This is a genomic window from Oscillatoria sp. FACHB-1406, assembly GCF_014698145.1.
GTDB lineage: Bacteria > Cyanobacteriota > Cyanobacteriia > Cyanobacteriales > Spirulinaceae > FACHB-1406.
Genome location: NZ_JACJSM010000015.1, coordinates 64,314 through 88,673 on the forward strand (window position 1 = coordinate 64,314; position 24,360 = coordinate 88,673).

General features: G+C 47.7%; 21 protein-coding genes. 14 read left to right on the top strand and 7 right to left on the bottom strand.

Features of this window, described 5'->3' with window-relative positions; translation table 11 throughout:
* Positions 1–59: 59 nt before the first annotated feature.
* Positions 60–839, top strand: a complete 780-nt coding sequence (fetB, locus tag H6G50_RS15285; protein WP_190717760.1) for an iron export ABC transporter permease subunit FetB — start codon at positions 60–62, stop codon at positions 837–839.
* A 127-nt stretch (positions 840–966) separates the two neighbouring features.
* Here fetB and H6G50_RS15290 read toward each other — a convergent pair whose 3' ends face one another.
* The 3 genes from H6G50_RS15290 to H6G50_RS15300 all read right to left on the bottom strand — a co-directional run bounded on the left by H6G50_RS15290 (position 967) and on the right by H6G50_RS15300 (position 3,892).
* Positions 967–1,881 carry a MoxR family ATPase gene (locus tag H6G50_RS15290; protein WP_190717762.1) on the bottom strand — a complete coding sequence of 305 codons (915 nt, stop codon included), beginning with the start codon at positions 1,879–1,881 and terminating at the stop codon, positions 967–969.
* 120 nt (positions 1,882–2,001) lie between these two features.
* Entirely contained in the window at positions 2,002–2,955 is a 954-nt protein-coding gene (locus H6G50_RS15295) for a bifunctional riboflavin kinase/FAD synthetase (RefSeq protein ID WP_190717764.1), read from the bottom strand.
* Between the two features lie 46 nt (positions 2,956–3,001).
* Positions 3,002–3,892 carry an MBL fold metallo-hydrolase gene (locus H6G50_RS15300; protein WP_190717766.1) on the bottom strand — a complete coding sequence of 297 codons (891 nt, stop codon included), beginning with the start codon at positions 3,890–3,892 and terminating at the stop codon, positions 3,002–3,004.
* A gap of 614 nt (positions 3,893–4,506) precedes the next feature.
* Between H6G50_RS15300 and H6G50_RS15305 the strand changes: the two genes are divergently transcribed.
* From H6G50_RS15305 to cysE, 4 genes are all read left to right on the top strand, one after another.
* Positions 4,507–5,127 (top strand): rhomboid family intramembrane serine protease, encoded by a 621-nt coding sequence (locus tag H6G50_RS15305; protein WP_190717768.1) that lies wholly within the window; start codon positions 4,507–4,509, stop codon positions 5,125–5,127.
* 8 nt (positions 5,128–5,135) lie between these two features.
* Positions 5,136–5,390 (top strand): TIGR02450 family Trp-rich protein, encoded by a 255-nt coding sequence (locus H6G50_RS15310; protein WP_190717770.1) that lies wholly within the window; start codon positions 5,136–5,138, stop codon positions 5,388–5,390.
* Positions 5,391–5,554: 164 nt separating this feature from the next.
* Entirely contained in the window at positions 5,555–6,427 is an 873-nt protein-coding gene (locus H6G50_RS15315; RefSeq protein ID WP_190717772.1) for an ABC transporter ATP-binding protein, read from the top strand.
* 153 nt (positions 6,428–6,580) lie between these two features.
* Complete coding sequence (gene cysE, locus H6G50_RS15320) at positions 6,581–7,336, top strand: serine O-acetyltransferase (protein WP_190717774.1); 756 nt, start codon at positions 6,581–6,583, stop codon at positions 7,334–7,336.
* Between the two features lie 50 nt (positions 7,337–7,386).
* Here cysE and H6G50_RS15325 read toward each other — a convergent pair whose 3' ends face one another.
* Positions 7,387–8,598: an esterase-like activity of phytase family protein gene (locus H6G50_RS15325; RefSeq protein WP_347239942.1), complete on the bottom strand. Its 1,212-nt coding sequence runs from the start codon at positions 8,596–8,598 to the stop codon at positions 7,387–7,389.
* A 300-nt stretch (positions 8,599–8,898) separates the two neighbouring features.
* Between H6G50_RS15325 and H6G50_RS15330 the strand changes: the two genes are divergently transcribed.
* A complete protein-coding gene (locus tag H6G50_RS15330) occupies positions 8,899–11,349 on the top strand; it encodes a sucrose synthase (protein WP_190717776.1) in 2,451 nt (816 codons plus the stop codon).
* 359 nt (positions 11,350–11,708) lie between these two features.
* Positions 11,709–12,707 (top strand): saccharopine dehydrogenase-like oxidoreductase, encoded by a 999-nt coding sequence (locus H6G50_RS15335; protein ID WP_190717778.1) that lies wholly within the window; start codon positions 11,709–11,711, stop codon positions 12,705–12,707.
* A 118-nt stretch (positions 12,708–12,825) separates the two neighbouring features.
* On the opposite strand, the gene H6G50_RS15340 is transcribed toward H6G50_RS15335, so the two are convergent.
* Positions 12,826–13,563: a response regulator gene (locus H6G50_RS15340; RefSeq protein WP_190717780.1), complete on the bottom strand. Its 738-nt coding sequence runs from the start codon at positions 13,561–13,563 to the stop codon at positions 12,826–12,828.
* A 149-nt stretch (positions 13,564–13,712) separates the two neighbouring features.
* Here H6G50_RS15340 and clpP point away from each other — a divergent pair, with 149 nt between their 5' ends.
* A complete protein-coding gene (gene clpP, locus H6G50_RS15345) occupies positions 13,713–14,357 on the top strand; it encodes an ATP-dependent Clp endopeptidase proteolytic subunit ClpP (protein WP_190717783.1) in 645 nt (214 codons plus the stop codon).
* A 90-nt stretch (positions 14,358–14,447) separates the two neighbouring features.
* On the top strand, positions 14,448–15,764 hold the full coding sequence (locus H6G50_RS15350) for a pitrilysin family protein (RefSeq protein ID WP_190717785.1): 1,317 nt from the start codon (positions 14,448–14,450) through the stop codon (positions 15,762–15,764).
* 249 nt (positions 15,765–16,013) lie between these two features.
* Here H6G50_RS15350 and typA read toward each other — a convergent pair whose 3' ends face one another.
* Positions 16,014–17,804, bottom strand: a complete 1,791-nt coding sequence (gene typA / locus H6G50_RS15355; RefSeq protein WP_190717786.1) for a translational GTPase TypA — start codon at positions 17,802–17,804, stop codon at positions 16,014–16,016.
* 228 nt (positions 17,805–18,032) lie between these two features.
* On the opposite strand from typA, the gene H6G50_RS15360 reads away from it, so the two are divergent.
* Both H6G50_RS15360 and H6G50_RS15365 read left to right on the top strand, forming a co-directional pair.
* The gene (locus H6G50_RS15360; RefSeq protein WP_190717788.1) at positions 18,033–18,617 is read left to right on the top strand and encodes a type II toxin-antitoxin system antitoxin SocA domain-containing protein; all 585 of its coding nucleotides are present in this window, start codon (positions 18,033–18,035) and stop codon (positions 18,615–18,617) included.
* Complete coding sequence (locus H6G50_RS15365; protein WP_190717790.1) at positions 18,589–18,963, top strand: hypothetical protein; 375 nt, start codon at positions 18,589–18,591, stop codon at positions 18,961–18,963. The genes H6G50_RS15360 and H6G50_RS15365 overlap by 29 nt, the downstream gene beginning before the upstream one ends.
* Positions 18,964–19,044: 81 nt before the next feature.
* On the opposite strand, the gene H6G50_RS15370 is transcribed toward H6G50_RS15365, so the two are convergent.
* Positions 19,045–21,294, bottom strand: coding sequence for an ATP-binding protein (locus tag H6G50_RS15370; protein WP_190717792.1), 2,250 nt, complete (start codon positions 21,292–21,294; stop codon positions 19,045–19,047).
* 305 nt (positions 21,295–21,599) lie between these two features.
* Between H6G50_RS15370 and H6G50_RS15375 the strand changes: the two genes are divergently transcribed.
* The 3 genes from H6G50_RS15375 (at position 21,600) to H6G50_RS15385 (ending at position 24,353) form a co-directional block, all read left to right on the top strand.
* Entirely contained in the window at positions 21,600–22,262 is a 663-nt protein-coding gene (locus tag H6G50_RS15375) for a Uma2 family endonuclease (protein WP_190717794.1), read from the top strand.
* A gap of 6 nt (positions 22,263–22,268) precedes the next feature.
* Positions 22,269–23,162, top strand: coding sequence for a DMT family transporter (locus H6G50_RS15380; RefSeq protein WP_190717797.1), 894 nt, complete (start codon positions 22,269–22,271; stop codon positions 23,160–23,162).
* A 90-nt stretch (positions 23,163–23,252) separates the two neighbouring features.
* The gene (locus H6G50_RS15385) at positions 23,253–24,353 is read left to right on the top strand and encodes a DUF2278 family protein (protein WP_190717799.1); all 1,101 of its coding nucleotides are present in this window, start codon (positions 23,253–23,255) and stop codon (positions 24,351–24,353) included.
* Positions 24,354–24,360: the final 7 nt, after the last annotated feature.

The window sequence follows — 24,360 nt, forward strand, 5'->3', positions numbered from 1 at the left end:
TTTGCTCTTTTGTCATTTGTCGTGATTTCGACAAAATTTGTTCTTCTGTGCGCAGACTGATGAATACTGTAATTCAACTTGGCCCTTCGGATCTCGCTTTTTCCCTCGCCTTCATTGCTGCTGCGATCGCGCTGTCTCGTCTTTCGGGACTCGGGCTGGAAGGGCAACTCGCGATCGCCGCCGGACGCACCATTCTACAACTTCTCGCCGCCGGTTACATCCTCGCCTTCGTCTTTACCCTCAATGCAGGCGGCGTTCTGGTTGCATTAGGAGTAATGATAAGTATTGCCGCGATCGTTTCTCAAAATCGCATCGCCAAAAAACTCAAGCGTTTATTTCCCTGGATTTGGGGTTCCCTGTTCCTCAGTACCGCCCTCACCCTTAGCTACATTATCCTCCTGATTATTCAGCCTCCCGCTTGGTACGATCCGCAATATCTCATTCCCCTCGCTGGCATGATAGTCGGCAATGCGATGGATGCAGCCACCCTCGCCGGAGAACGCCTCGTCAGTACCCTTCGCAATTCTCCCAGCGAAATCGAGACGCACCTCAGTTTGGGCGCAACGCCGGAACAAGCGGTATCTAGCTATCGCAAAGAAGCGATTCGCGCCAGTCTTATTCCCATGCTTAATCGCATGATGGTAGTAGGACTGGTATCGCTACCGGGAATGCTAACGGGGCAGGTTTTGGGAGGAAGCGATCCTTTTGATGCAGCACTGTATCAGATTCTTATTTTGCTCGCGATCGCCTTTGCAGATATTGTCGTCGTTCTCGTCATTACCGAAGGAATTCTCCGGCAATTTTTTAACCGCAATGCTCAGTTAAATTATGAGTTATGAGTTATGAGTTATGAATTATGAATTATGAGTGATGAATGGTAAATGATGAATTACGAATTACCAACTACGAATTACGAATTACCAACTACGAATTACGAATTACCAACTACGAATTACGAATTACGAATTACGAATTACCAACTGGTACTTCCCGTAATAAGCGTTCCACAATTGCTTTTGCTTGTCGCCCGCCTGCCGGAATCATTCGATGGGCGAGAACGTGGGGCGCTAAATGTTTGATATCATCGGGAATTGCATAATTTCGTCCTTCCAGAAAGGCGAACGCTTGGGCAGCGCGTTGCAACGCTATCGTCCCGCGAGGACTTACACCGAGGGTAATTTCATTGTCCGTTCGCGAGGCGCGCACGAGATTTAAGATATATTGTTGTAACTCCGTCGCAACTTGTACTTGACCCACTTGTTCTTGTAACTCAAATACTTCTTCGAGGGAAATGCAAGGTTGAAGGGTGTCTAGTCCTTGATGTCCCTGTTGTCTTTGCAACATTTGCAATTCTTCGGTTTCGGTAGGATATCCCAGGGTTAATGACAAGGCAAACCGATCCATTTGCGCCTCGGGCAGGGGAAATGTACCTTGATATTCGATGGGGTTTTGTGTTGCGATCGCGAAAAAGGGTTGCGGTACTTTACGCGATACACCATCCACCGTTACCTGTTGTTCTTCCATTACTTCGAGCAATGCTGATTGGGTACGCGGTGTAGCGCGGTTAATTTCGTCAGCCAGCAAAACATTAGAAAAAACAGGCCCCGCCATGAATTCAAATTCGCGGCTACTGGGGTTCCAAATATTAGTTCCGGTAATATCGGTCGGTAAGAGGTCGGGGGTGCATTGAATGCGCTGAAATTTGCCGTTAATCGATCGCGCTAAGGATTTTGCCAGCAGCGTTTTTCCGACTCCCGGCACGTCTTCGAGTAAGGCATGACCGCCACTGAGTAGGGCGACTAAAACTAAGCGAACTGCATCGGCTTTACCAACCAGAGTTTGAGCGAGATTATCAGTTAGTTTAGTAATAGAGTGGTTCATAGTTAGTAATTAGTAATTCGTAATTCGTAGTTAGTAATTCGCGGTCATTGAGCTTGCCGAAATGTAATTCGTAATTCGTAATTCGTAATTCATCATTTACCATTCATTATTCATTATTCATCATTCACTATTCATTAGTATAGCGGCTTGACAATCGATGGCAATTTGTGCCTTAAGGGCATCTAAAGAAGAAAATTTTTGTTCGGGACGCAAAAATTGCATGAGATGAACGGTTAAAGTTTGACCGTATAAATCTCCCGACCAATCTAATAGGTGAATTTCAATCGTTGGCGCGGTACTGCCATCTACAGTCGGACGACAGCCAATATTAGCGACTCCCAGAAGAGTTTGCTGGGAGGGCAAAATAACTTTAACGCTGTAAACACCGTAATGGGGTAAAAGTTTGTTGGGGGGAACTTGTAAGTTTGCGGTGGGAAAGCCGATAGTTCTGCCGAGTTGTTGTCCGGTGACGACAGTGCCGATGAAAGAATAGGGACGACCGAGTAAGCGATTGGCTTGTTCGAGTTTTCCGTCTAAAAGGGCTTGACGGATGGCAGAACTGCTGATTCGAGGGGTGGCGGTTTCGGGGCTATCGCCCGTGCTACTTTTTAAGGTCGCGATCGCAACTTCCACCCCATAATTTTGCGCGATCGCTTGTAAATCTTGCGCTGTTCCCGTTCTTTTTGCGCCAAAGCGGAAATCTGCGCCAATAGCAACCAGTTTTGCCCCTAATTGTTCGACTAAAATCTTACTGACAAAGGCTTCCGGACTCAAAGCGGCGAGTTCGCGATCGAAGGGTAATAAAATCAATTGTCGCACCCCTAATGCTTCAAGCTGCTGTACTTTTTCTTCGAGGGGAGTCAGGAGGGCTTTACTTTTGCCGGTGAAAAATTCTTGGGGATGGGGATTGAAGGTAACGACGGTCGGGTATGTAAGAAGAGAACGATCGCTGGCGGCACTGTAGTGGATAATCGGCGCGATCGCACTGCAATGACCGAGGTGTACGCCGTCGAAGTTGCCCAGCGCAATTGCGGTCGGCGTTAAAGCCGTGGCAGTAGAAGAGGTTACCCACACGCTTTACATTTTGACACATTACGACCGTATCGACGCGCGATCGCTCTTAAACTCGTTCGCGAATTTTGGGCGGCCGATCTTTAGACTCTTGCGCGTTCACCTCAATCGTCATTCCCTCGCGGGCGAGAATAGCATTCGGAAAAGCTTGGCTGACTTCTTCCCCCATGCGATCGAGAAACTCATCATTATGCAAGGGATCGTGATGAAAGATCACCAATTGTTTGACATTGGCTTCTTTAGCCACTTTTACAGCTTCCTGCCAAGTCGAATGACCCCAACCCACCTTACTCGACTTTTCCGAATAGTATTCCTCATCGGTGTAAGCCGCATCAATGACCAGAACGTCTGCATCTCTGGCTAGCAACAGTACGTTAGGATCCAAGCGATCGGGAAAATGTTCTGTATCCGTAACGTAAGCAAAAGACAGATTGCCCCAGTTCACCCGATACCCTACCGCCTCTCCGGGATGATTGAGTTTGGCATTCTCAACGCAAGCCTCGCCAATTTCGAGCTTCTGACCTAATTCCAGATCGTGGAATTGTAAGTCCGCTTGCATAATTTGTAAAGGAACTGGAAAGTTTGGGTGCAGCATTTGGTCGTGATGGCGCTGCATAATTGTCGCACCGTTCTGCGAAATCGGGCCGTAAATATGGAAGCGATTGCCCTTAATAAAAGCTGGAGTAAAAAACGGAAAACCCTGAATGTGATCCCAGTGCGTATGCGTAAAAAAGATATGTCCTTCCATCGGTATCTCTTTAAGCAACGCTTGTCCCAGAACTCGCAATCCCGTACCCCCGTCAAAAATCAAGCACTGACCCGCCACCCGCACTTCAATACAAGGGGTGTTCCCGCCGTAACGAACCGTATCGGCACCGGGACAGGGAATACTCCCTCTCACGCCCCAAAGTTTAATAAGGAATTGATTATAGCTAGACATGGATATTAGCGAAGCTTCAGTTTCTTTAGGCAAGGTTTCGAGCGATCGCTTCGGTAGCCCGAGAACCTCGAAACAGAAGGTTAGAAAGGGTTAACCGGGAATCGCAACGGGCGATTTAGAATCGGGATCGAGGGAGAATTAAAAGTATGAGTATCCGGCTGAGGAATTTTTTCTGCTATCCAAACTTAGCACGGGTTGAGGGCTAATAAAATTGAAGAATTTGCTAAAATTGAAATTCGCACTCTCAATAGACTCGTTTGGCATCCCCGCTAAATTCCAGTTTTTCCGAGTCGCCGAGCGCCTCTGGGTAGCACTAATCCAAATTTAGTTGCAGCTTGAAGCTGAGAAGGGCATCCGGTATTCCCTCAAATCGGCTCCCGAATCTTGTTTAGATCCCGGGCTAGTTATAGCCTAACAATTTTCCCGATTTTCGGGACGGAAGTTAGCTCAACATTCCCTTGTGATTTCGCTCACATCTGCTGCGGTAGTTTGTATGCTTGAAGCATTAGACGTTGTAAGCATTCTCAAAGTCTACTGAATCCGCAATCGCTAGCTTGTCTAATGTAGTAATCTCCTCAGATATTCAGTTTGATTCCCTTTATTCAGCACGTCCCATGAACGATCGAGTCGAAAAATCAATCGCCAGTGAGTTGAAGCTGCAAGCGACGATCCTGTGTGGATTTATCGCCATTTTTTGGGTAGTGGAAATTTGCGATCGCGTCATTTTTGGCGGCAGCCTCGACCGCTACGGCATTCAACCCCATACCCTCATCGGATTGCGCGGCATCCTCTTCGCTCCCTTTCTCCACGGTAACTTCGCCCATCTTATCGCCAATACCATCCCCTTTCTCATTCTCGGTTGGTTGGTGATGCTCCAAGAAACTAGCGATTTCTGGCTCGTGACTGCCGTTACCATGTTAATTGGCGGCTTAGGAACCTGGTTCTTTGGCGGTTCCGCGATTCACATTGGCGCTAGCAGCTTGATTTACGGCTATTTAGGCTTTCTCCTGCTGCGCGGCTACTTCGAGCGCAACTTTGTCTCGATCTTCCTCTCCGTTGTCGTCTTCTTCTTCTACCGCAGTATCATTTGGGGAGTCTTGCCCTCAGATCCGAGGATTTCTTGGCAGGGCCACTTATTTGGGTTTATCGGCGGCATTCTCGCCGCGCGCCTCATCGGACGCAGGAAACGCGAACGACGTAACGTCGATGATTATTTAAAGCGATCGGGATATTAATTTCGTTAATGGTTAAAAAGCAAAAATTTCCGCACTTGCTCGGATCCAAGTGGACGGCACGGCAAAAAACCTTCGGTTGGCGGCATTTCCAAGTCGTCAATCGCCAAGATCGAGGTCAGTGGGTTTTCGCCGAACTCGTTTCTTCTTGCGATCCGAGCGTGCGTTTTTGGATTAATGCCAAACAGCTTAAAGACCTCGATCTTTGGCAAGCCGGTTGGAAAACATTACAAGAAATGAACGAACCCGAAGAAGAAGAATTTTAAGCCTTAAATATTAAGGTGAACGGCGCTCGTCAGACTTAATTAAACCTAAGTTTTGCTTAATATAATATTTGCTCTCGTTAATCGGAAGAATAAAGCCTTCGCTTCGGATTAGCCCGAACTGATGTTCATTCGTTATCAATTATCCATTATCCATTGTCAATTATATGTCTGCTGTTTGCTTAGAAAACGTTTATAAACTCTACAACAAAGTTCCCGTAGTTAACGACCTTTCCATTACGATCGAACCGGGCGAAATCTTTGGTTTACTCGGCCCGAATGGTGCGGGAAAATCGACGACAATTCGGATGCTGATTGCCTTGACTCGCCCAACGCAAGGTATCATTCGCGTTGCGGGGTACGATGTCGTAACTCAACCGGCGCAAGTGAAGCGCAATATTGGCGTTGTCTTGCAACAAACCAGCGTCGATAGTGATTGGACGGTTTGGGAGAACCTGGAATTTCACGGACGAATGCACCATATTCCTAAATCCCAACGTCAGGAACTCATCGAGCAATGGCTGGATTACGTCGATTTACGCGATCGCAAACACGACTTAGTAAAAACCCTTTCCGGCGGGATGAAACGCCGCTTGCAAATTGCCAGGGCGCTACTCCACCAACCGAATATTCTATTTCTCGACGAACCCACCGTTGGCCTAGATCCGCAGAACCGCCGCCGACTGTGGGAAATTATTCAAAACTTGAACCAGCAAGGCATGACGATCTTGTTGACAACGCACTACATGGAAGAAGTCGAATTTTTGTGCGAGCGGATCGGAATTATGGAAGCCGGTAAATTAATAGAGTTGGGAACTTTGCAACAATTGCGCGCTAAGTATGGCGAAGCGGTAATTTTAAAGCAAATGGGCGATCGCGAAGGAACGCGCGAAGCCGGACGGATCGAATCGAGCTTTTTCCCCACTTTAGAAGCGGCTAACGGCTATATCGACGGCTTGCCGGATAGAACCGGGATGATGGTGCGCGCCTCGAATTTAGAAGATATTTTTGTGAAATTGACGGGGCATCAATTAGATTAGATAGATTAGAAAACGCGATCGCCCCCAGGATTCGGTTCCATCGAACTAGAGAGATACTCCTTTGGGCTGCTAGAAAATGAACCGGAAAAACGTTAAAGTATAAGTCATCTAAATCTATGAACTGTCTCAGCCTTATTCGGATCTACTCTACCCGTGATATCGACCTTAATCGCTGACTTTCAAATCATCTTTGAGCGCGATCCCGCAGCCCGCAACTGGTTAGAAGTTATCTTCTGCTACCCGGGGTTGCAAATCCTCCTCTTTCATCGCGTCGCTCACTGGCTTTACCAACATAAAGTTCCCTTTATTCCTCGCCTCATATCCCACCTCGGACGCTTCTTTACTGGCATTGAAATCCACCCCGGCGCACAAATCGGGCGCGGCGTATTCATCGATCACGGGATGGGAGTCGTAATCGGCGAAACCGCTATTGTTGGCGATTACTGCCTGATTTATCAAGGCGTAACCCTCGGCGGTACGGGTAAGGAAAGTGGGAAACGACACCCCACCCTTGGCGAAAATGTCGTCATCGGCGGCGGCGCTAAAGTTCTCGGCAATATCACCATCGGCAACAACGTTCGTATCGGTGCGGGTTCCGTCGTCCTGCGCGATGTTCCCTCCGATTGTACCGTCGTCGGCATTCCCGGACGCATCGTGTATCGTTCCGGCGTGCGCGTCGATCCCCTCGGACACGGAAACTTGCCCGACTCGGAAGCAACCATTATTCGTACCTTACTCGATCGCATCGAACAACTCGAGCAGCAAGTTCAAGAACTCAACGATAAACAATCGGGAGTCGAGCTTCGCACTCGCGCCGCCCTCGAAGAAACTCACGCTCTTTCTGCCGCGCGTTATTGCTACGTGAAGGATAAAGAGATTCAAGAGTTTTTTAATGGGGCGGGGATTTAGAAGCAACGAGTTAAGCCGCTTGATCGGGGCAGATTTGCCCTAATTCGGGGTTACATTGAGTTGCCTTGCTCCACTAACCGAAATAATAAAAATTCCGTCACTTGATTCTCATTAAAATTATCATCGCTGACTAACAGCAACATTTGACCTCCATCCGGTAGGCGCGGACCTAACGCCATCCCCTCAAAGTTATCCAGCGGTATTCCCAACGTACTCAAATCCAGCAACAATTGTTTGCGCAGCGATCGAATTTTCCAGGTATCGCCCGCAAGGGTAGGAATGCGGCTAGTATCAGTAGCATCGCCTCCAGAAATTTGGAAAATCTTTGCCCCACTGCCGGTAATACCGTAGGTTCTCTCTAAAGAGAGCATAAATCCTTCGCGCTCGAGGGCGACTAACTCGGTTAAACCGTTGCTAAAACTGCCGGTGGGGGCGGGGTCGAGGGTATAAAGGTTTTCTGAGATGTAGGCCGGAGGGCCGAAGGGGTTAATGACGTAATGCAAGAAGCGCAGGCGGGGACCGCGTTCTGGCGTGAGTTCTTCGCGGTCTTGGAACAAGGAATATTCTGGGGCGGCGAAGAGGCGAAAGGGGTCTTCGGCGGAAGTGCTGGGAGTGCTGAGGGTTAGCGCTTCAAAACCGAGGTTTTCTTGGGTTCCGCGCGGCGGTTGGTCGGGTTCGTCGGGAAGGTAGCGTTCGGGGAGGCGTAAGGTTTGGAGGAGTTGTCCGGTGGCGAAGTTATATTCGGCGATCGCGCAGGGAACCGCTTCGCGGGGCGCGGCGGTAACATTTTGACTGGGGATACTTTCGCTGGAGATCAGCGCCGTACCGCGCGGAGAAATGGCGAAGCCTTCCGGGTCGATGCTACCGGGGGCGTAAGTTTCGCCCGTCGCGGTTTTGAGGGGAGTTACGCCGTCAATCTCGACTTTTTCTAAGTGTGTTTTGCCGTTTTCGTCGCGATCGAGGTGAAGCTTAAGGGCGTAAAATCGGGCGGGGCCGTGTTGGGAGCGATCGTCTGAGAGGGCGTAGAATCTGGAGGTGGCGCGATCGTAACTCAACGCCGACAATCCGCCAACCTGCGTGTCTTTAAACGTCGTTTCCGGCAGTTGGTAAGACCCTAAAAATTCTAGAGAGAGGGGCAGAAAAATCCGCTGTTCGGCGCGCACTTGAGGAATCGTCCCGCAAGCAGTCAGCAGCGCAGCCAGTAAAATAAGAGCAGTCTTTGCCCAGTGGTGACGGATGAACGCAAAAAAGCAGTCCCGCACGGATATATTCTCCTTAAAACCAGTGTGTATTGACGCTCGGACTCAATCTCATTAGACCGCTTGTGAGGGTAAAAAGCAAACCTCGTTGGAGGCAAAATGCAGAGCGGAACCCTACCAGAACTTAAAGAAATCCATAATAACTGCCCTAGCGCTCGCAATTGCTGTTATCTCTTAGATCTCAACACTCGTATCTCGTTAGAACGCGCACCATAAGGCGGCTCCTTGCAGAGTAGCACCTTACCAAACCCCGTTCCTCCTTTTCACGCTAGCTCTTTAACTCTCTTAACTCCAAAATTCACAATGTCTGAACTTCTCAAAGCAGTCCTCAATAGCGACGAAAAGATCGACCTCCAAGCCTTCTTGAGCCAATTGCGCGCCGAGTCGGAACAATATCTCCTGCGCAACCAAATTCTCCAGGTCTTTGCCGATTACTGCGTCCGTCATGAAAAGCCCGCTTACTTCTTCCATTCTTCGGTCTTAGGCGAACTTTTGCACTATACTCATGAAATTATTCTCGATCGCGAGAGTACCTGGGCCATCCTGCGACCGCGTATTGGTTCGCAATTGGTACTGCGACTGAGCGGAGATTTGAGCAGTTTCGAGCGAATGCCCCTACAAGCCTTGCTTCACCTGCGAGACAATTTTGTCAACCGTCCCTCTTCGGGATTGTTAGAAATCGACTTTAGCCCCTTTTATGCCTCCTCGCCGTCAATTCGCGATCCCCGCAACATCGGTAACGGTCTGGAGTTTCTCAACCGTTACCTTTCCAGTCAATTATTTGCCGAACCCGAACAATGGTTAGAGGCGCTTTTGGGCGTGTTGCGCGCCCAAGGGGATCCGCGTAGCGGATCGCACCAGTATAACAACACGCCGCTGCTCATTAACGATCGCATTCGCACTCCCGACAAACTCTCCGAACAAGTTAAAAAAGCCCTAACTTTAGTCGGTCAGTATCCCAACGCCGAACCCTACGACACCTTTCGCTTCGAGCTACAAAATCTCGGATTTGAGCCGGGATGGGGCAATAGCGCCGCCCGGGTGCGAGAAACCCTCGAATTGCTCGACCGTCTCATCGACTATCCCGACCACGCCGTTTTAGAAGCGTTTATCTCTCGCATTAACCTCGTCTTTCGCGTCGTTCTCATTTCCATTCACGGTTGGGTCGCTCAAGAAGATGTATTGGGTCGTCCCGAAACGACGGGACAAGTTGTTTATGTCCTTAACCAAGCGCGCAGCCTCGAAATTCAACTCCGAGAAGATTTGAAACTCGCCGGTTTAGATAACTTGCTGCAACCGGAAGTTATTGTTTTGACTCGCCTGATTCCCAATTGCCAGGGGAGTTCCTGCGATTTGCCCAAAGAAAAAATTCAAGGTACGGAGAATGCCTGGATTCTGCGCGTTCCTTTCCGAGAATATAACCCCGAAGTTACTCAAAACTGGATTCCTCGTTTTGAAATTTGGCCGTATCTAGAAACATTCGCGATCGATGCAGAACAAGCGATTTTAGCTGAACTTAAAGCTGCACCAGACTTGATTATTGGCAACTATTCTGATGGTAATTTAGTTGCATTCTTACTTTCAAGACGTTTAGGATCGACTTATTGTAATATCGCTCATACTTTAGAAAAACCGCGCTATTTATTTAGCAACCTTTACTGGCCGGATTTAGAATCGCAGTATCATTTTTCCCTGCAATTTACTGCGGACTTGATCGGGATGAATGCGGCTGATTTTATTGTTACGAGTACCTACCAAGAAATTGTTGGCACGCCAGAAAGCTTGGGATATTACGAATCGTATCAATTGTTTAGTATGCCCCAACTGTATCATGTTGTTAGCGGCATCGATCTCTTCAGCCCGAAGTTTAATGTTATCCCGCCGGGAGTCAACGAAAATCTTTTCTTCCCCTACAATGAAAGTGCAAAACGCACGGCTGATGAAACGCAGCGAGTGAAGGATATATTATTCCTTCGCGAAGACCTGGATATTGTGGGGCATCTAGACGACCCAGACAAACGTCCAATTCTTGTTATTGCCCCGCCGACAGCCGCAAAAAATTTAACGGGGATTGTAGAATGTTTCGGCAGCAGCCCAGAACTGCAAGCGCAATGCAATTTAATTTTGCTAACCAGTAAAACGCGGGCAGAACAGACAACCAGTTCTGAGGAAAAAAGCGAAATCGAGCGTTTATATGAATACATCGATCGCTACCAATTAAAAGGTAAAATTCGTTGGTTGGGATTGCGTCTTACCAGTCCAGATGTGGGCGAAGCCTATCGCGTGATTGCCGATTGTGGCGGGATGTTCGTCCATCCGGCGCGATTTGAGGCTTTTGGGTTAGTCATTTTGGAAGCAATGCTGTCCGGTTTGCCCGTTTTTGCCACTCAGTTTGGCGGTCCGAGCGAAGTGATTCAAGATGGTGAAAATGGCTTTGCGATTAATCCGACAGATTTAGCGGGAACGGCAGAAAAAATCTTGAATTTTATTGGCGAATGCGATCGCGATCCGGAGTATTGGGGCAAAATTAGCGATCGCGCGATCGCCCACGTCCGCGAAAAATACAATTGGTCCGCTCACACCAAAAAACTACTTCTCCTCGCCAAAATCTACCGCTTCTGGAACTCTGCTTCAGCAGAAAACCGAGAATCTTTAATGCGCTATCTCGAAGCCCTTTTCTATCTCATTTATCGACCGCGCGCCGAACAACTGCTCGAACAACACTCGCAAGATCGGTTGACTGCTGATAGTTGATAGTGTTGTAGGAACGTTGCAAGTGAAACACTTAGCCCGCCAGGAACTCAAGTTCCTGGCTGATAGCTGAAACCCGTTCAAACGGGTTGGAGCCATCTGAATTTCCCAATCCTCTTCAGAGAACTTAAGTTATTAGCCTTGGGTTTGAACCCAAGGCGGGCTGTGCGAGCAAGTTTAGGCTTAAGTTTGACACCAATGAGGGTAAACCCGCCCCTACAGTTTGGGTTAACTTTTTTACGCCCTCCTACTGATTGCGTAGGGCTGTAACGGCATAATTGAAGACTTCTGTTAAGTCCTTCTACCGGACTGGCTCTCTAAGCCGATAATAGAAACTTGAAGTCGAACAGAGAGCAAAGATTATGTCAGAGCTTGGCAATCCGGCAATGAAAGTCGGCATTTTAGGGTTTGGAGGATTGGGACAAGCAGCCGCTCGAGTGCTTGCACCTCGGCAGGAAATGAGTTGGGTGGCGGCGGCCGACCAGAAGGGCTATATTTACGATCCGGCGGGATTAGATGCCGATCGCTGTATCGCAGTTTATCGCGATCGCGGTTCGGTGGGATATCTGGAACCCCAAGGGCATCTCAGCCAAGATAGCATCCAAGATTTAATCGAACGGTCGAACGCTGAAGGATATTTCCTAGCACTGCCCAACTTACCCAATACGTTTATGGCAGATGTAGCCAGGAAGTTCGCGCGTTCGGGTTGGCGCGGCGTACTGGTGGATGCACTCAAACGTACTAGCGCAATGGAACAAATGCTCGCCCTCAAAGATGAGTTGCAAGCGGCGGGAATTACCTATATGACGGGGTGCGGTGCAACGCCGGGACTGCTGACGGCGGCGGCGGCGATCGCGGCACAAAGTTATGCGGAGATTCACAGCGTTAAAATCACTTTTGGAGTCGGTATCGCCAATTGGGAGGCTTACCGCGCTACGATTCGCGAAGATATTGCCCATATGCCCGGTTACGATGTGGAGCGAGCCAGAGCGATGAGCGATGCGGAAGTGGAAGCGCTGTTAGATAAAACTAATGGTATTCTGGCGCTGGAGAATATGGAACACGCCGACGATTTAATGTTAGAGTTGGCGGGAATTTGTTCGCGCGATCGCGTGACGGTGGGCGGTGTCGTCGATACGCGCAACCCCAAAAAACCTTTAAGTACCAACGTCCAAGTTACCGGGCGCACCTTTGAAGGTAAAACTTCTACCCATACCTTCACCCTCGGCGACGAAACTAGCATGGCAGCCAATGTCTGCGGGCCTGCCTTCGGTTACTTAAAAGCCGGAATCTCCCTCCACCGTCGCGGAATGTACGGCGTTTTAACAGCAGCGGAAGTGATGCCTCAATTTGTGCGTTAGATTTTTGCTGCACGAATTGTAAGTTTTGTCAAGATATGATTTTGTAGGGACGTTCCCTCGAACGTCCTTGCAATTCGCTTGGCAAAGTTTACTAAAATGCTGCTAATGTAGCCTAAGCTTAATTCGCCGCCGCGATCGCCGGAATCGCCGAACTGGTTTTCTCATCTCCCTCCACCGGCTCTGCATTGAAACGATAGCCCACATTCCGCACCGTTTGAATCAAACTCGGTTGGCGCGGATCGGTTTCGAGCTTCTTGCGCAGCGAGAGAACGTGGGTATCGATGGTGCGGGGGTTATCAATGGCATCCGGCCAAGCGCGACGCAGCAATTCCGTCCGACTCAAGGCCGCGCCTTCCGCCCGCGCCAAAATGTAGAGCAAACTGAACTCTTGAGGCGTTAAATCCACCAACTCTTCTCGTAGTTGCACTCGACGCTGAACGAGATCGATTTTCAGGTCGCCATAATTCAAAAATAAGGGAACGGAGAGGGCGCGCAATCGACGCAGTAGCGCTTCCACTCGCGCCATAAACTCCTGCATCCCAAACGGTTTGGTGATGTAGTCGTCCGCTCCCGCTTTTAAGCCTCTGACGATATCGTTTTGGCTGGTGCGCGCCGAGAGTAACAACACGAGAGATTGCTTTTGCTGGTACAGCCATCGGCAGAGTTCAACCCCGTCTCCATCGGGAAGATCGGAATCGAGAACGACTAGAGAAGGCTGAAAATTGTAATATAGGCTTCTGGCTTGGTGGAGGTTAGCCGATTGCTGAACCCGATAGCCAGCTTGTTGAAGATGCCAGCCTAACAGCGATCGCAAATGAGGATTGCCTTCAACCACGAGAATGCGAGTAGATCCCACGATAGCCTACAGTCCTTATCGAGCGTAGGCTTCAGCGTAGCAGAGCTAATGTCAGGATTTTGTAACAATGGCTACGGCCTGGTAATCTCACCACTCAAAAGTTGCTGGGTTGCTTTTTTTCCAGTTACACTCAAGAGTAATCCGCAAAAATGCCGGACTCCAGAAAATTGCAGAAGAACTCGATAAAGTCAATGATCCCTACTGTTATTGAAACCTCCGGTCGCGGCGAACGTGCCTTTGATATCTATTCTCGCCTGCTGCGCGATCGCATCGTCTTCTTAGGGCAAGCCGTCACTGACGAATCGGCAAACCTCATCGTCGCGCAACTACTCTTCCTCGAAGCCGAAGATCCCGAGAAAGACATTTACCTCTACATTAACTCTCCTGGCGGTTCCGTTTCGGCAGGATTGGGAATTTTCGATACCATGAACCAAATCCAGCCCGACGTTTCGACCATTTGCGTCGGTTTGGCTGCAAGTATGGGCGCATTCTTGCTCAGTTCCGGCGCAAAAGGCAAGCGCATGAGCCTGCCCCACTCCCGCATTATGATTCACCAACCCCTCGGCGGCGCGCAAGGGCAAGCTACGGATATTGAAATTCAAGCTAAAGAAATTCTCTATCTCAAAGGAATGCTCAACCATCACCTCGCCGAGCAAACCGGGCAGCCGTTAGAGCGCATCGAACAAGATACCGATCGCGACTTCTTTATGTCCCCCGCTGAGGCGCAAGCTTACGGTTTAATCGACCAAACGATCGATCGCCGTCCTTCTGCGAGCAATCCTCCCAATAACTAATCAACCCCTGCTTTAGCTCGTCAAAAAGCTAGCCCCGCTTCGCGCAATTTCACCAATCCCAAGCTCTCCACTCAAAAAGTCTCCCACCTAATGCCCTCTCTGCTGCTCGATACTCCTGCCCTCAACGCTCCTACGATTCACCAATTACCCAATGGCTTAACCATCATTGCCGAACAAATGCCCGTTAATGCGGTTAACTTTAACATCTGGATGACAGTAGGAGCCGCGATCGAACCCGATGCCATTAGCGGAATGGCGCACTTTCTCGAACACATGATTTTTAAGGGAACCCCGAACCTTCCGAGCGGCGAATTCGAGCGTCGTATTGAGGAACGGGGGGCAGCAACGAATGCAGCGACGAGCCAAGAATATACCCACTACTACATCACGGCAGCACCGCAGGATTTTGCTGAGTTAGCGCCCTTGCAGTGGGATACGCTCCTTAATCCCAGCATTCCGGATGAAGCCTTCAATCGCGAACGCTTGGTTGTTTTGGAAGAGATTCGCCGTTCTGAAGATAATCCAAATCGGCGCACCCACTCGCGCGCGATGGAACTTTGCTTCGAGCGCCTGCCTTACCGCCGTCCTGTTTTAGGCTCGAGCGCGGTTATCGAGCAGTTGCAAGCGCAGCAAATGCGAGACTTTCACGCGCAATGGTATCGTCCCGAAAGGATGACGGCAGCAGCGGTAGGAAATTTGCCGGTGGATGAGTTAATTGAGGTCGTGGCGGCGGGTTTCGATCGCGCTGTTTCCATGCAGTCGCGATTGCCTTTTACCGCGCCTCAGTTACCCACTTTCATTCCTGAAGCGCCCTTTAGTGAAGTTACGCGCCACGAATACGAAGACGATCGCTTGCAGCAAGCGCGATTAATTATGGTCTGGCGCGTTCCAGGAATGCAACAGTTGGATGAGACTTACGCTCTCGATGTCATTTCGGCGATTTTAGGGCAGGGACGAATGTCGCGCCTGTTCCGAGATTTGCGCGAAGAACGGCAGTGGGTGACTTCGATTGGGGCGAGCAATATGACGCAGGGGACGCAAGGATTATTTTATGTCGGCGCGCGCTTGCCGGTGGAGAATGTGGAGAAGGTGGAGGCTGCGATCGCGGAACACCTACGTTCTCTCCAAGAAGAATGCGTGGTGGAATCGGATTTAGACCGTATTTGTACTCAAGTCGCCAATCGTTTTGTCTTCGGTAACGAACGTCCGAGCGATCGGGCTAATCTTTACGGGTACTACTACTCTCAACTCCGCAATCTCGAACCTGCCTTTGAATATCCCGCTCGCATTCGCACCTTAACCCCCGCCGATATTCGAGAAGCAGCCCGTCGTCACCTCACTCCCGATGCCTATGGCATTGTAGTTGCTCGTCCCGCAACGGCTGGCGAGATAATTGATAATGGATAATTGACAATGGATAACGTCTTGAATAATTGATAATGGACAATGGATAACGCTCGGAGCCGTTAATTGCTCTATTATCGCCTGTAGAGACGTTGTATACAACGTCTCTACAGATAATTTTGTAGGGTGGGCAGCGCCCACCCGTCTTAAGTCAGTGCCATTCATCCATTGTCAATTGTCAATTATTCACCCAAGCCATAAATAAGGGCATTGCAATGCAATGCCCTTACCAAGTTTTGGTGGAATTGTTGTTTAACGTTTCGCCAGCTTCTTCGCTACTTTCCGCAGGCGAATCGATTCTGGCGTAACTTCGACTAACTCGTCGGAACCGATGTATTCAAGCGCCCGTTCTAAACTCATATCCACCGGCGTTTGCAATTGCACCAATTCATCCCCCGTTGCCGAACGATGGTTGGTTAATTGTTTCGCTTTGCAGACGTTTAAGTCTAAGTCTTGCGGGCGGTTGTGTTCGCCGACAATCATGCCTTTATACACCTTCGTTCCCGGCGTAATGAAGAATACGCCGCGATCTTCAGCATTTTTCAGCGCGTAGAAGGTTGCAACGCCTTCTTCAAAAGCTACCATTACGCCGTTGTAACGGGTTTCGAGATCGCCGATTAAAGGACGATATTCCAGGAAACTATGGTTCATGATTCCTTCGCCGCGCGTCAGGCGGATGAATTCGCCTCGGAAACCGATTAACCCTCGCGCGGGAATGACAAATTCGAGTTGGGTGCGTCCGTTGCTTCCGGTTTGCATATCCTGCATCGTGCCTTTACGCTGTCCGAGGCGTTCGATGCAAGCGCCCACTGATTCTTCGGGAACATCAAGGACGAGGTATTCAAAAGGTTCGCAGGGTTGTCCGCCAACTTCGCGGTAAATGACTTGCGGCTGCGAGACTTGGAATTCGTAGCCTTCGCGACGCATGGTTTCGATGAGGATACCCAGATGCAGTTCGCCCCGCCCGGAAACAAGGAATTTTTCGGCGGAGTCACTGTCTTCAACGCGCAGGGCGACGTTCGTTTCAAGTTCGCGCGTCAGGCGATCGCGGATTTGCCGAGAGGTGACGAATTGCCCTTCTAAGCCCGCGAAAGGCGAGTCGTTGACTGAAAACGTCATTTGCAAGGTGGGTTCGTCTACCTTGATTAACGGTAGCGCTTGCGGTTCGTCGGGGCAGGTAATCGTTTCGCCAATGTTGGCATCGGCAAAACCGGCGACGGCGACGATGTTTCCGGCAGAGGCTTCGGGCAGTTCGATGCGGGCGAGGCCTTCAAATCCGAGAAGTTTTGAAACTTTACCCTTGACAACGGAGCCATCATCTTTATAGAGTGCGGCTTGTTGTCCGGCTTTGATTTTGCCGTTGTGGATGCGACCGATGACGATGCGGCCGAGATAATCGGAGTAGTCGAGGGTGGTGACTTGCAACTGAAGCGGTTTTTCGGGATCGCCTGCTGGCGGGGGGACGTGCTGCGCGATCGCTTCAAATAGCGGCTGCATATCGACGCTATCATCGTCTAAGCTGGCTTTGGCGAAGCCGGATAAGCCGGAAGCATAAAGGGTGGTAAAGTCGCACTGGTCGTCGTCTGCGCCCAACTCAACGAAGAGGTCGAAAACTTTATCGACGGCGCTGTCGGGATCGGCGTTGGGGCGATCGATTTTATTGACGACGACGATGGGGCGCAAACCTTTTTCGAGGGCTTTTTTGAGTACGAAGCGCGTTTGCGGCATCGGCCCTTCGTTAGCATCGACAATTAGAATACAACCATCTACCATACCGAGAACCCGTTCCACTTCGCCGCCAAAGTCTGCGTGTCCGGGGGTATCGACGATATTAATTGCTAGGTCTTTGTAGCGAACTGCCGTGTTTTTCGAGAGGATGGTAATACCTCGTTCCCGCTCGAGGTCGTTAGAGTCCATGACGCAATCGGGAACGGCTTCTCCTTCGCGAAAGACTCCGGATTGTTTGAGCAGTGCATCGACCAGCGTGGTTTTGCCATGATCGACGTGAGCAATGATGGCGACGTTGCGGATGGGAAGCGACATGGGTAGCTTAAGGAGTTAATGTAATTAATCTAAAGATTTCTTAATATTTTAGCGCATGGCGGCGCGATCGTGAATGCTCCCCCCGTCCGACAAAGGCGCGATCGACACGGGCAATTCTCAGTCTTGATAGTATTTGTGTACTATTTTTGCTATAATGGGAGGGCGTGAGTTACTCTTAAAACGTTAATTAAAATTCAAATTTTATCTATATTTACGAGTTAGATTCTGATGATAGATTGCCTCAGTGTGGCTCGCTACTTCATTGCGAGAGCTTACGAGGACGGAATAGAAGCTGAAATGACAAATATGAAAGTTCAAAAGCTTCTTTATTACGCCCAAAGCTTGCATCTGGCGTTGTACGATGAGCCATTATTTAACGAAGAAATTCAAGCATGGCGATATGGTCCTGTTTGTCCTCCTGCTTATAAGTTTTATCGCGACTTTGAAGGAAATCAGCTACCAATTCCAACAGCAATTGGAGAACAACTTCCTAAAGAATCGCAGGAGCTATTGGAAGAAGTATGGGAATATTTCGGAGGCTACCATGCTTATTTGCTGAGCGACATGACCCACCTAGAGTTCCCTTGGAAAAAAGCGAGAAAAGGATTAGCACCGGATGCCGGTTCTACCGAGCCAATTCTTCTCGAAGATATGAAAGCGTTAGGCGCTCAAAAACTCGAGCTAATAGAGAGAGAACATCCAGCTTATCGAGCCGTTATGCTAGCAACATTAGAGGATGCTTGTAACTCTCAATCTTCAATTAAAATTCAAAAAGGAGAAGTGCGTGACTGGCTCAACTCACTTCTTGATTGAAGACTCTGAGAACTTTAAGCGTTCTTTCAAAAAGCTAGCGAAAGTTCACAAAAATAAATTGGTCGAGCTTGTTGCTAAGAACTTAGAAAATTTAATTGATAACCCTTACCCTCAAAATTCTCGTCATGAACCTTTGCCGGGAAAACTAAAGCTATCTGAAGAATGGACGTTTCATAAACTCGATCTTAAGATTTCCAAGGGAGCTTCTGGACAAGTTAGACTCATGTATTTGGTAAATACAACAACAAAAATGATAAAACTTGTCTGGATTTATAGCCACGAACAATTTTCAAAGCGTCCGCCAGATCGAGAATTAAAAGGGTTGATTCAAGACATAATTAATTAATTTTTTAAGCTTGACGAAGTAAAAGCTTAAAATACAATAACAACCGGAAAAATCCTGAATATTATTTGCTTCTATTGCTTATCAAGTAACCATGTTAGCAAGATCGATCGGGATTTCGATCGCGAATTCCGTACCGACTCCCGGCGTAGAATCGCAGAATAACTTGCCCCCATGCCCATCCACCACCACTTGATAGCAGATTGCCAATCCCAGCCCTGTCCCTTTTCCGACAGGCTTAGTGGTAAAAAAAGGATCGAAAATACGAGCCTGAATATCTTTAGGAATTCCAACGCCATTGTCCGCGATCGCAATTTTAACTCGTTCTCTATCTAACCGCTCGGTACGAATAATAATTGTTGGTTCTGGTGTCTTCTCTAAAGCATCGATCGCATTAATTAAGAGGTTCATAAACACCTGATTCATCAGTCCTGCATAACAGACAACTAACGGTAAGTCGCCATATTGTTTTTGAACCTGAATAGCTGGATGTTTGGTGTTGTTATCTGCATCTGTTGTCTTGAGGCGATGGTCTAAAATGAGTAGCGTATTATCAATACCTTCATGTAGGTTGACGGGCTTAAAGTCCGATTCACCCAAACGAGAGAAATTGCGCAAACCTAGAACAATTTCGCGAACGCGAGTGGTTCCTTGTTTCATTGAACTTAAAAGACGAGGTAAATCGTTGGCAATAAAATCAAGATCGAGATCTTCAACACTCTCCTGAATTTCATTTGCCAAATGAGCAGAATACTTTTGGTAGAGCTTTATGGCGACTAGCATATCCTTTGTATAGTTATTAACGTGACCTAAGTTGCCATGAATAAAATTGATAGGATTATTAATTTCATGAGCAATACCAGCAACTAACTGCCCCAAACTCGACATTTTTTCAGTTTGAACCAATTGGGTTTGGGTATTTTTCAGATGAGCTAAGGCGCGGGAAAGTTCATTAGTACGAGCTTTCACTCGTATTTCCAGTTCTTCATTCGTGCGTTCCAACAACCGAAATGAATATTGCAATTGCTGAACCATGTGGTTAAATGAACCTGCTAATTGTCCGATTTCATCAGGACGTTTGACATTGAGGCATACCTCAAAATTTCCGTTAGCAATTTTGTGAGTTGCAGCAGTTAATTGCTTCAGGGGACGTAAGAGCTTGCTTTTCAGCACCAACCAGATCGAGATAATTTCGACGATTAGCGTTAAAAAACCTGTCAGGAAAATGACTTGGATTGTTTTGGAAGCCTCAGCAATAAGTAGCGATTTTGGATAAATCGTAACAAAATACCAGTCAGGACCTTTAATCCGGTTAACTGCTATAAATTCGCGATCGACTGGATTATCAATTACTTTTTGGTCGGGAGTCATTGCCTTGACATATTCATAAACTCGTTGTAGATGGGGATCTCCAAACTTCTGAATCGTCAATTCCCCCTTACCTGCTTTAATTTCCTCGAGTAAGTCTGGATGGGCAATCAGCCGCCCATCCTCCCGAAACATCATATTTTGAGTGCCTCTCAAGTAATTATTTACAGTTCTATCAATCAACTTATTCAGTTTAATGTTATGACCGCCGTTGGCAATATAATTTCCTTGAGAATTATCAATCGGTATAGTTAAGCTGACCATCCAGTATCCTGAAATCGAATCTAAGTAAGCTCCCGTCCAAACGGGTTTTCGGGTTGGGTTATGCGCTTTATCTCCAATGTAGAAAGATTCTTGGGTTGTAATGTTTGTCTCGGCGGGAATGTCTAAATTAAGCGGAACATTTACCCAGTAACACGCATTAATGTTATCGGGTGCGGCCATGCAGGTATCGACAAATTGGTTTCTCCAGGCTGGAGCATAAGCGCTTAAAACCTCGTACATTGCAATCGCCCGACGCTTTACATCCGGAGTTAATTTCACGCCTTTGCCGATAAATACTGTTGGATGTTTGAGCGTGTCAAAAGTTTTAGTCGGCTGGTTTTGGGGGGCATTCCGCACGGTTCCATCCGACCAAGTATAAAATAGGCGATCGAACTCTGCTTGAGGATCGCGATCGGCTTGTGCTTGGAGATTACTTAAAAATGCTTCCTTAGTTAGGGCTTGGTTACTTTCAGCCAGTTGAAAAATTTGTGATTCGCGCTGTCCCCGTTCTGCGACATATTTTCCTAGTTCTAAGCGAACTCTTGTTTGCAATACTTCCATTAAATGGAAATAACTCACCGTACAAGATAGTAAGACAACCGCTGCAATACAGGAGGTCATTTGCATCAAGGTTACTCGTGCAAGTGATGACTGCTGCGAAGTAACAGTGTCGGAAACTTGATGAATCCATTTTCTCAGCATAATATTCAGTTACTAAAAATAGAGACTGCTAAGGTTCCCCGAAAAATGGGGCTGGAGACACACGATAAGAAAGGGGCTAGAGGAGAGACAGGGCAGCTTAAACTCAGATAGAGAAAGCTTTATAGCCTCAATAAAATTGAACGGCTATCAATCCTATGCAGATAAAGTAGCATTTGCATTGATTTTTAGCTTGAGTGTTCGGAAATCTTTTTAGCGTAACACACGATCTCGAGATAGACAGGAGTATTATATCTTCTGTGTATAATATGGGAGTGGCTTTACAAAAGGATTTCTTCCATCTTCTTATGGTTGAAAGTATTACAGCATCCGAACCCCCAGCGACTCAACAAAATCAAGGCGAGCAACGGGTTGTTTTTCGAGGTATTTCTTGGGATACTTACGAACAACTTTTATTAATCTTGCCGCAATCGCGCGGATCGCGTTTAACCTACGATCGCGGAATTTTAGAAATTGCCATGCCCTTAGAAGACCATGAATTTTTTCGCTGCTTAATCGAGTATTTTATTCGAGGTCTAGTGGAATTGATGGACTTATCGATTAAGACGATGGGTTCAACAACAATGAACTATCCCCAGCTTCAAAAAGGGGCGGAACCCGATAATGCTTACTACATCCAAAACCAGGCATTGGTAAAGGGGCGAAATGTCGATTTTTCCGAAGATCCGCCGCCGGATTTAGTGGTGGAGGTTGATATTACTCACACGGATATTGCTAAAAATCAGTTTTATGCCGCTTTGGGCGTGCCGGAGTTTTGGCGGTTTAATGGAAAAGTCTGGCGCATTTATAATTTAAAATCAGGGGCTTATGTGGAAGTCGATCGCAGTCCGACGTTTCCCGACGTGCCAAAAGAATGGCTTTATGATTTCTTAGCGATGGCGAAGGAAGATGAGATTGGGGCGATGCGGAAGCTGAGAGAACGCTGGCACGACAAGTTTAATTCAAATTGAATCTGTATGGGATATATTTATGCGATCGCGGCTACCCTGATTTGGGCGGGCAACTTTGTCATTGCTAGAGGCTTAAATTCCGCAATTCCACCGATTAGTTTAGCTTTTTTTCGCTGGTCGATCGCATTTTTAGCTCTCCTTCCTTTTGCTTTACCTTCGCTCCTAGAAGATCGAAAACTTTTTAGAAAACATTTTGCTTATCTCAGTGTAACTGCTTTACTGGGGATTACCAATGTTAACACTTTAATTTACATTGCCGGTCGTACTACCCAAGCCGTTAATATGGCTTTGATTGCCACCTCTTCACCCATTTTTATCGTGATTTTCTCGCGCTGGTTTTATGGGGAAAAAATCTCGCTTCGGCGGGGATTGGGTCTTGCGATCGCGGTTTCGGGGGTTATCCTGCTTGTTTCGGGCGGTTCTTGGGAAAAGTTAGCGAGTATTTCTTTTGCGGAGGGAGATGTTTATATGCTTCTTGCATCGGTAGTTTTTGCGGGTTATACAATGCTTTTAAAGCGAAAACCCTCAGAAATGCGGCTAGCGACGTTTCATCTTTTTACGTTTGGTTTGGGATGGATTTTTTTACTGCCTTTTTACGCCATAGAAATCAGCAGTTCGCCTCCCGTTAATTTTAATTTTACGCTGAGCTTAGCGTTACTTTATATTGGAATTTTAGCATCCGTCGTTGCCTTTGTTGCCTGGAATAAAGCCATTATTTTAGCGGGGGCAACTCGTGCGGCTTTGATTTATTATCTGATCCCAGTTTTTAGCGGTTTTGCGGCTTGGCTGATTTTGGGCGAACCGATCGCGCCGGTGCATTTCCTGAGTACGATTGCGATCCTTACAGGTATTATTTTAACAAATCACGTCCCCTCAGAAAAAAGTACCCATCGCGGGTAATGTCATTTTCGATCGGCTTGTAGCATCCTAGAATTAAGCTCCTTTAAGGGCTAGCTATTGTAACATTTTGCAACAAGCCGGAGATAAAGTATGGGGCAAGGTTTAGATCGAGGATATGGCGTTTTGAAATGTCGCGCGATCGCGAAAAAAATCGAAACGGAGCGAAATTCTCCGCACTACCAAATTCTTGTTACGGACAATATAGGTCAATACCGCCTAGCCCTCAATGTTCGTTCGACTGAAGCACCTTACGATCTTCTTTATGCGATCGTCCCTAATTTTCAACATCCAATCACAGAAAAATTATATAAATTAGACTGGGGTTTTACTAACATCAAAAAAGCCGATCGAAAACCGGGAGGAATTGCCCTAGATTATATCCGAGGCAATCTCTTAAATGTTACTCAAATGCAGCCCTTGCCGTTCCAACGTTCAGGCGGCAGCGAAAAAAATCCCAACGATCTTAATGAATTTATTAACAGTTATATCGAGCGGGCGATTAAAACAGAAGATGCGATTATTTACGCCTTTGGGGAGCCTTGGGAACCGGACAAAGGAGAAGATAAAATCTTTGGGTTCCAGCCGAGTTGCGGCGTTCATAATTTACATAAAAATCAGGGAAGTCCCAAACCCAGCCATAAAAAAAAGAAGGATTTTTCTAGAGAAAATGGAGTTTGGCAAGATGGAGGATTATTAATTCACTTTCCTTCTTCCGCTCAACCTTGGGTGGCGATGTTCTTTAAATTTGCCTCTCAAGCTTCTCATACAGACGATATTAATGGCGATGCGTTGCGCGATCCCGCAAGGATCCGCGTAGCAGCACGCGTTGGTAATGAATCTCCGGTTCCCCAGCAACCCAAACTTCGCCCTAGAATTAAGATTATTGCTGCTTTGGTCAATCCTATCGGCGATGATATCAGCAAAGCATCAGTGACTTTGATGAATTATTCTCCGGAAGCAGTAGAGTTAAAGGGATGGGCGATCGCGGATAGTTTGAAGCGTAAGCATCGATTGACAAACTTAACCCTAAATTCGGGCGAAACAACGGTTGTAAAATTGACCGGGCAGGAAGCAAAGTTATCGAATAAGGGTGGGTTGATTACGTTATTAGACGCGCAAGGGATAAAAGTGGATGGCGTATCCTACACGCGCGCAGCAATTGTCGAACCGGGCTGGACTATTACATTTTAATTACGAA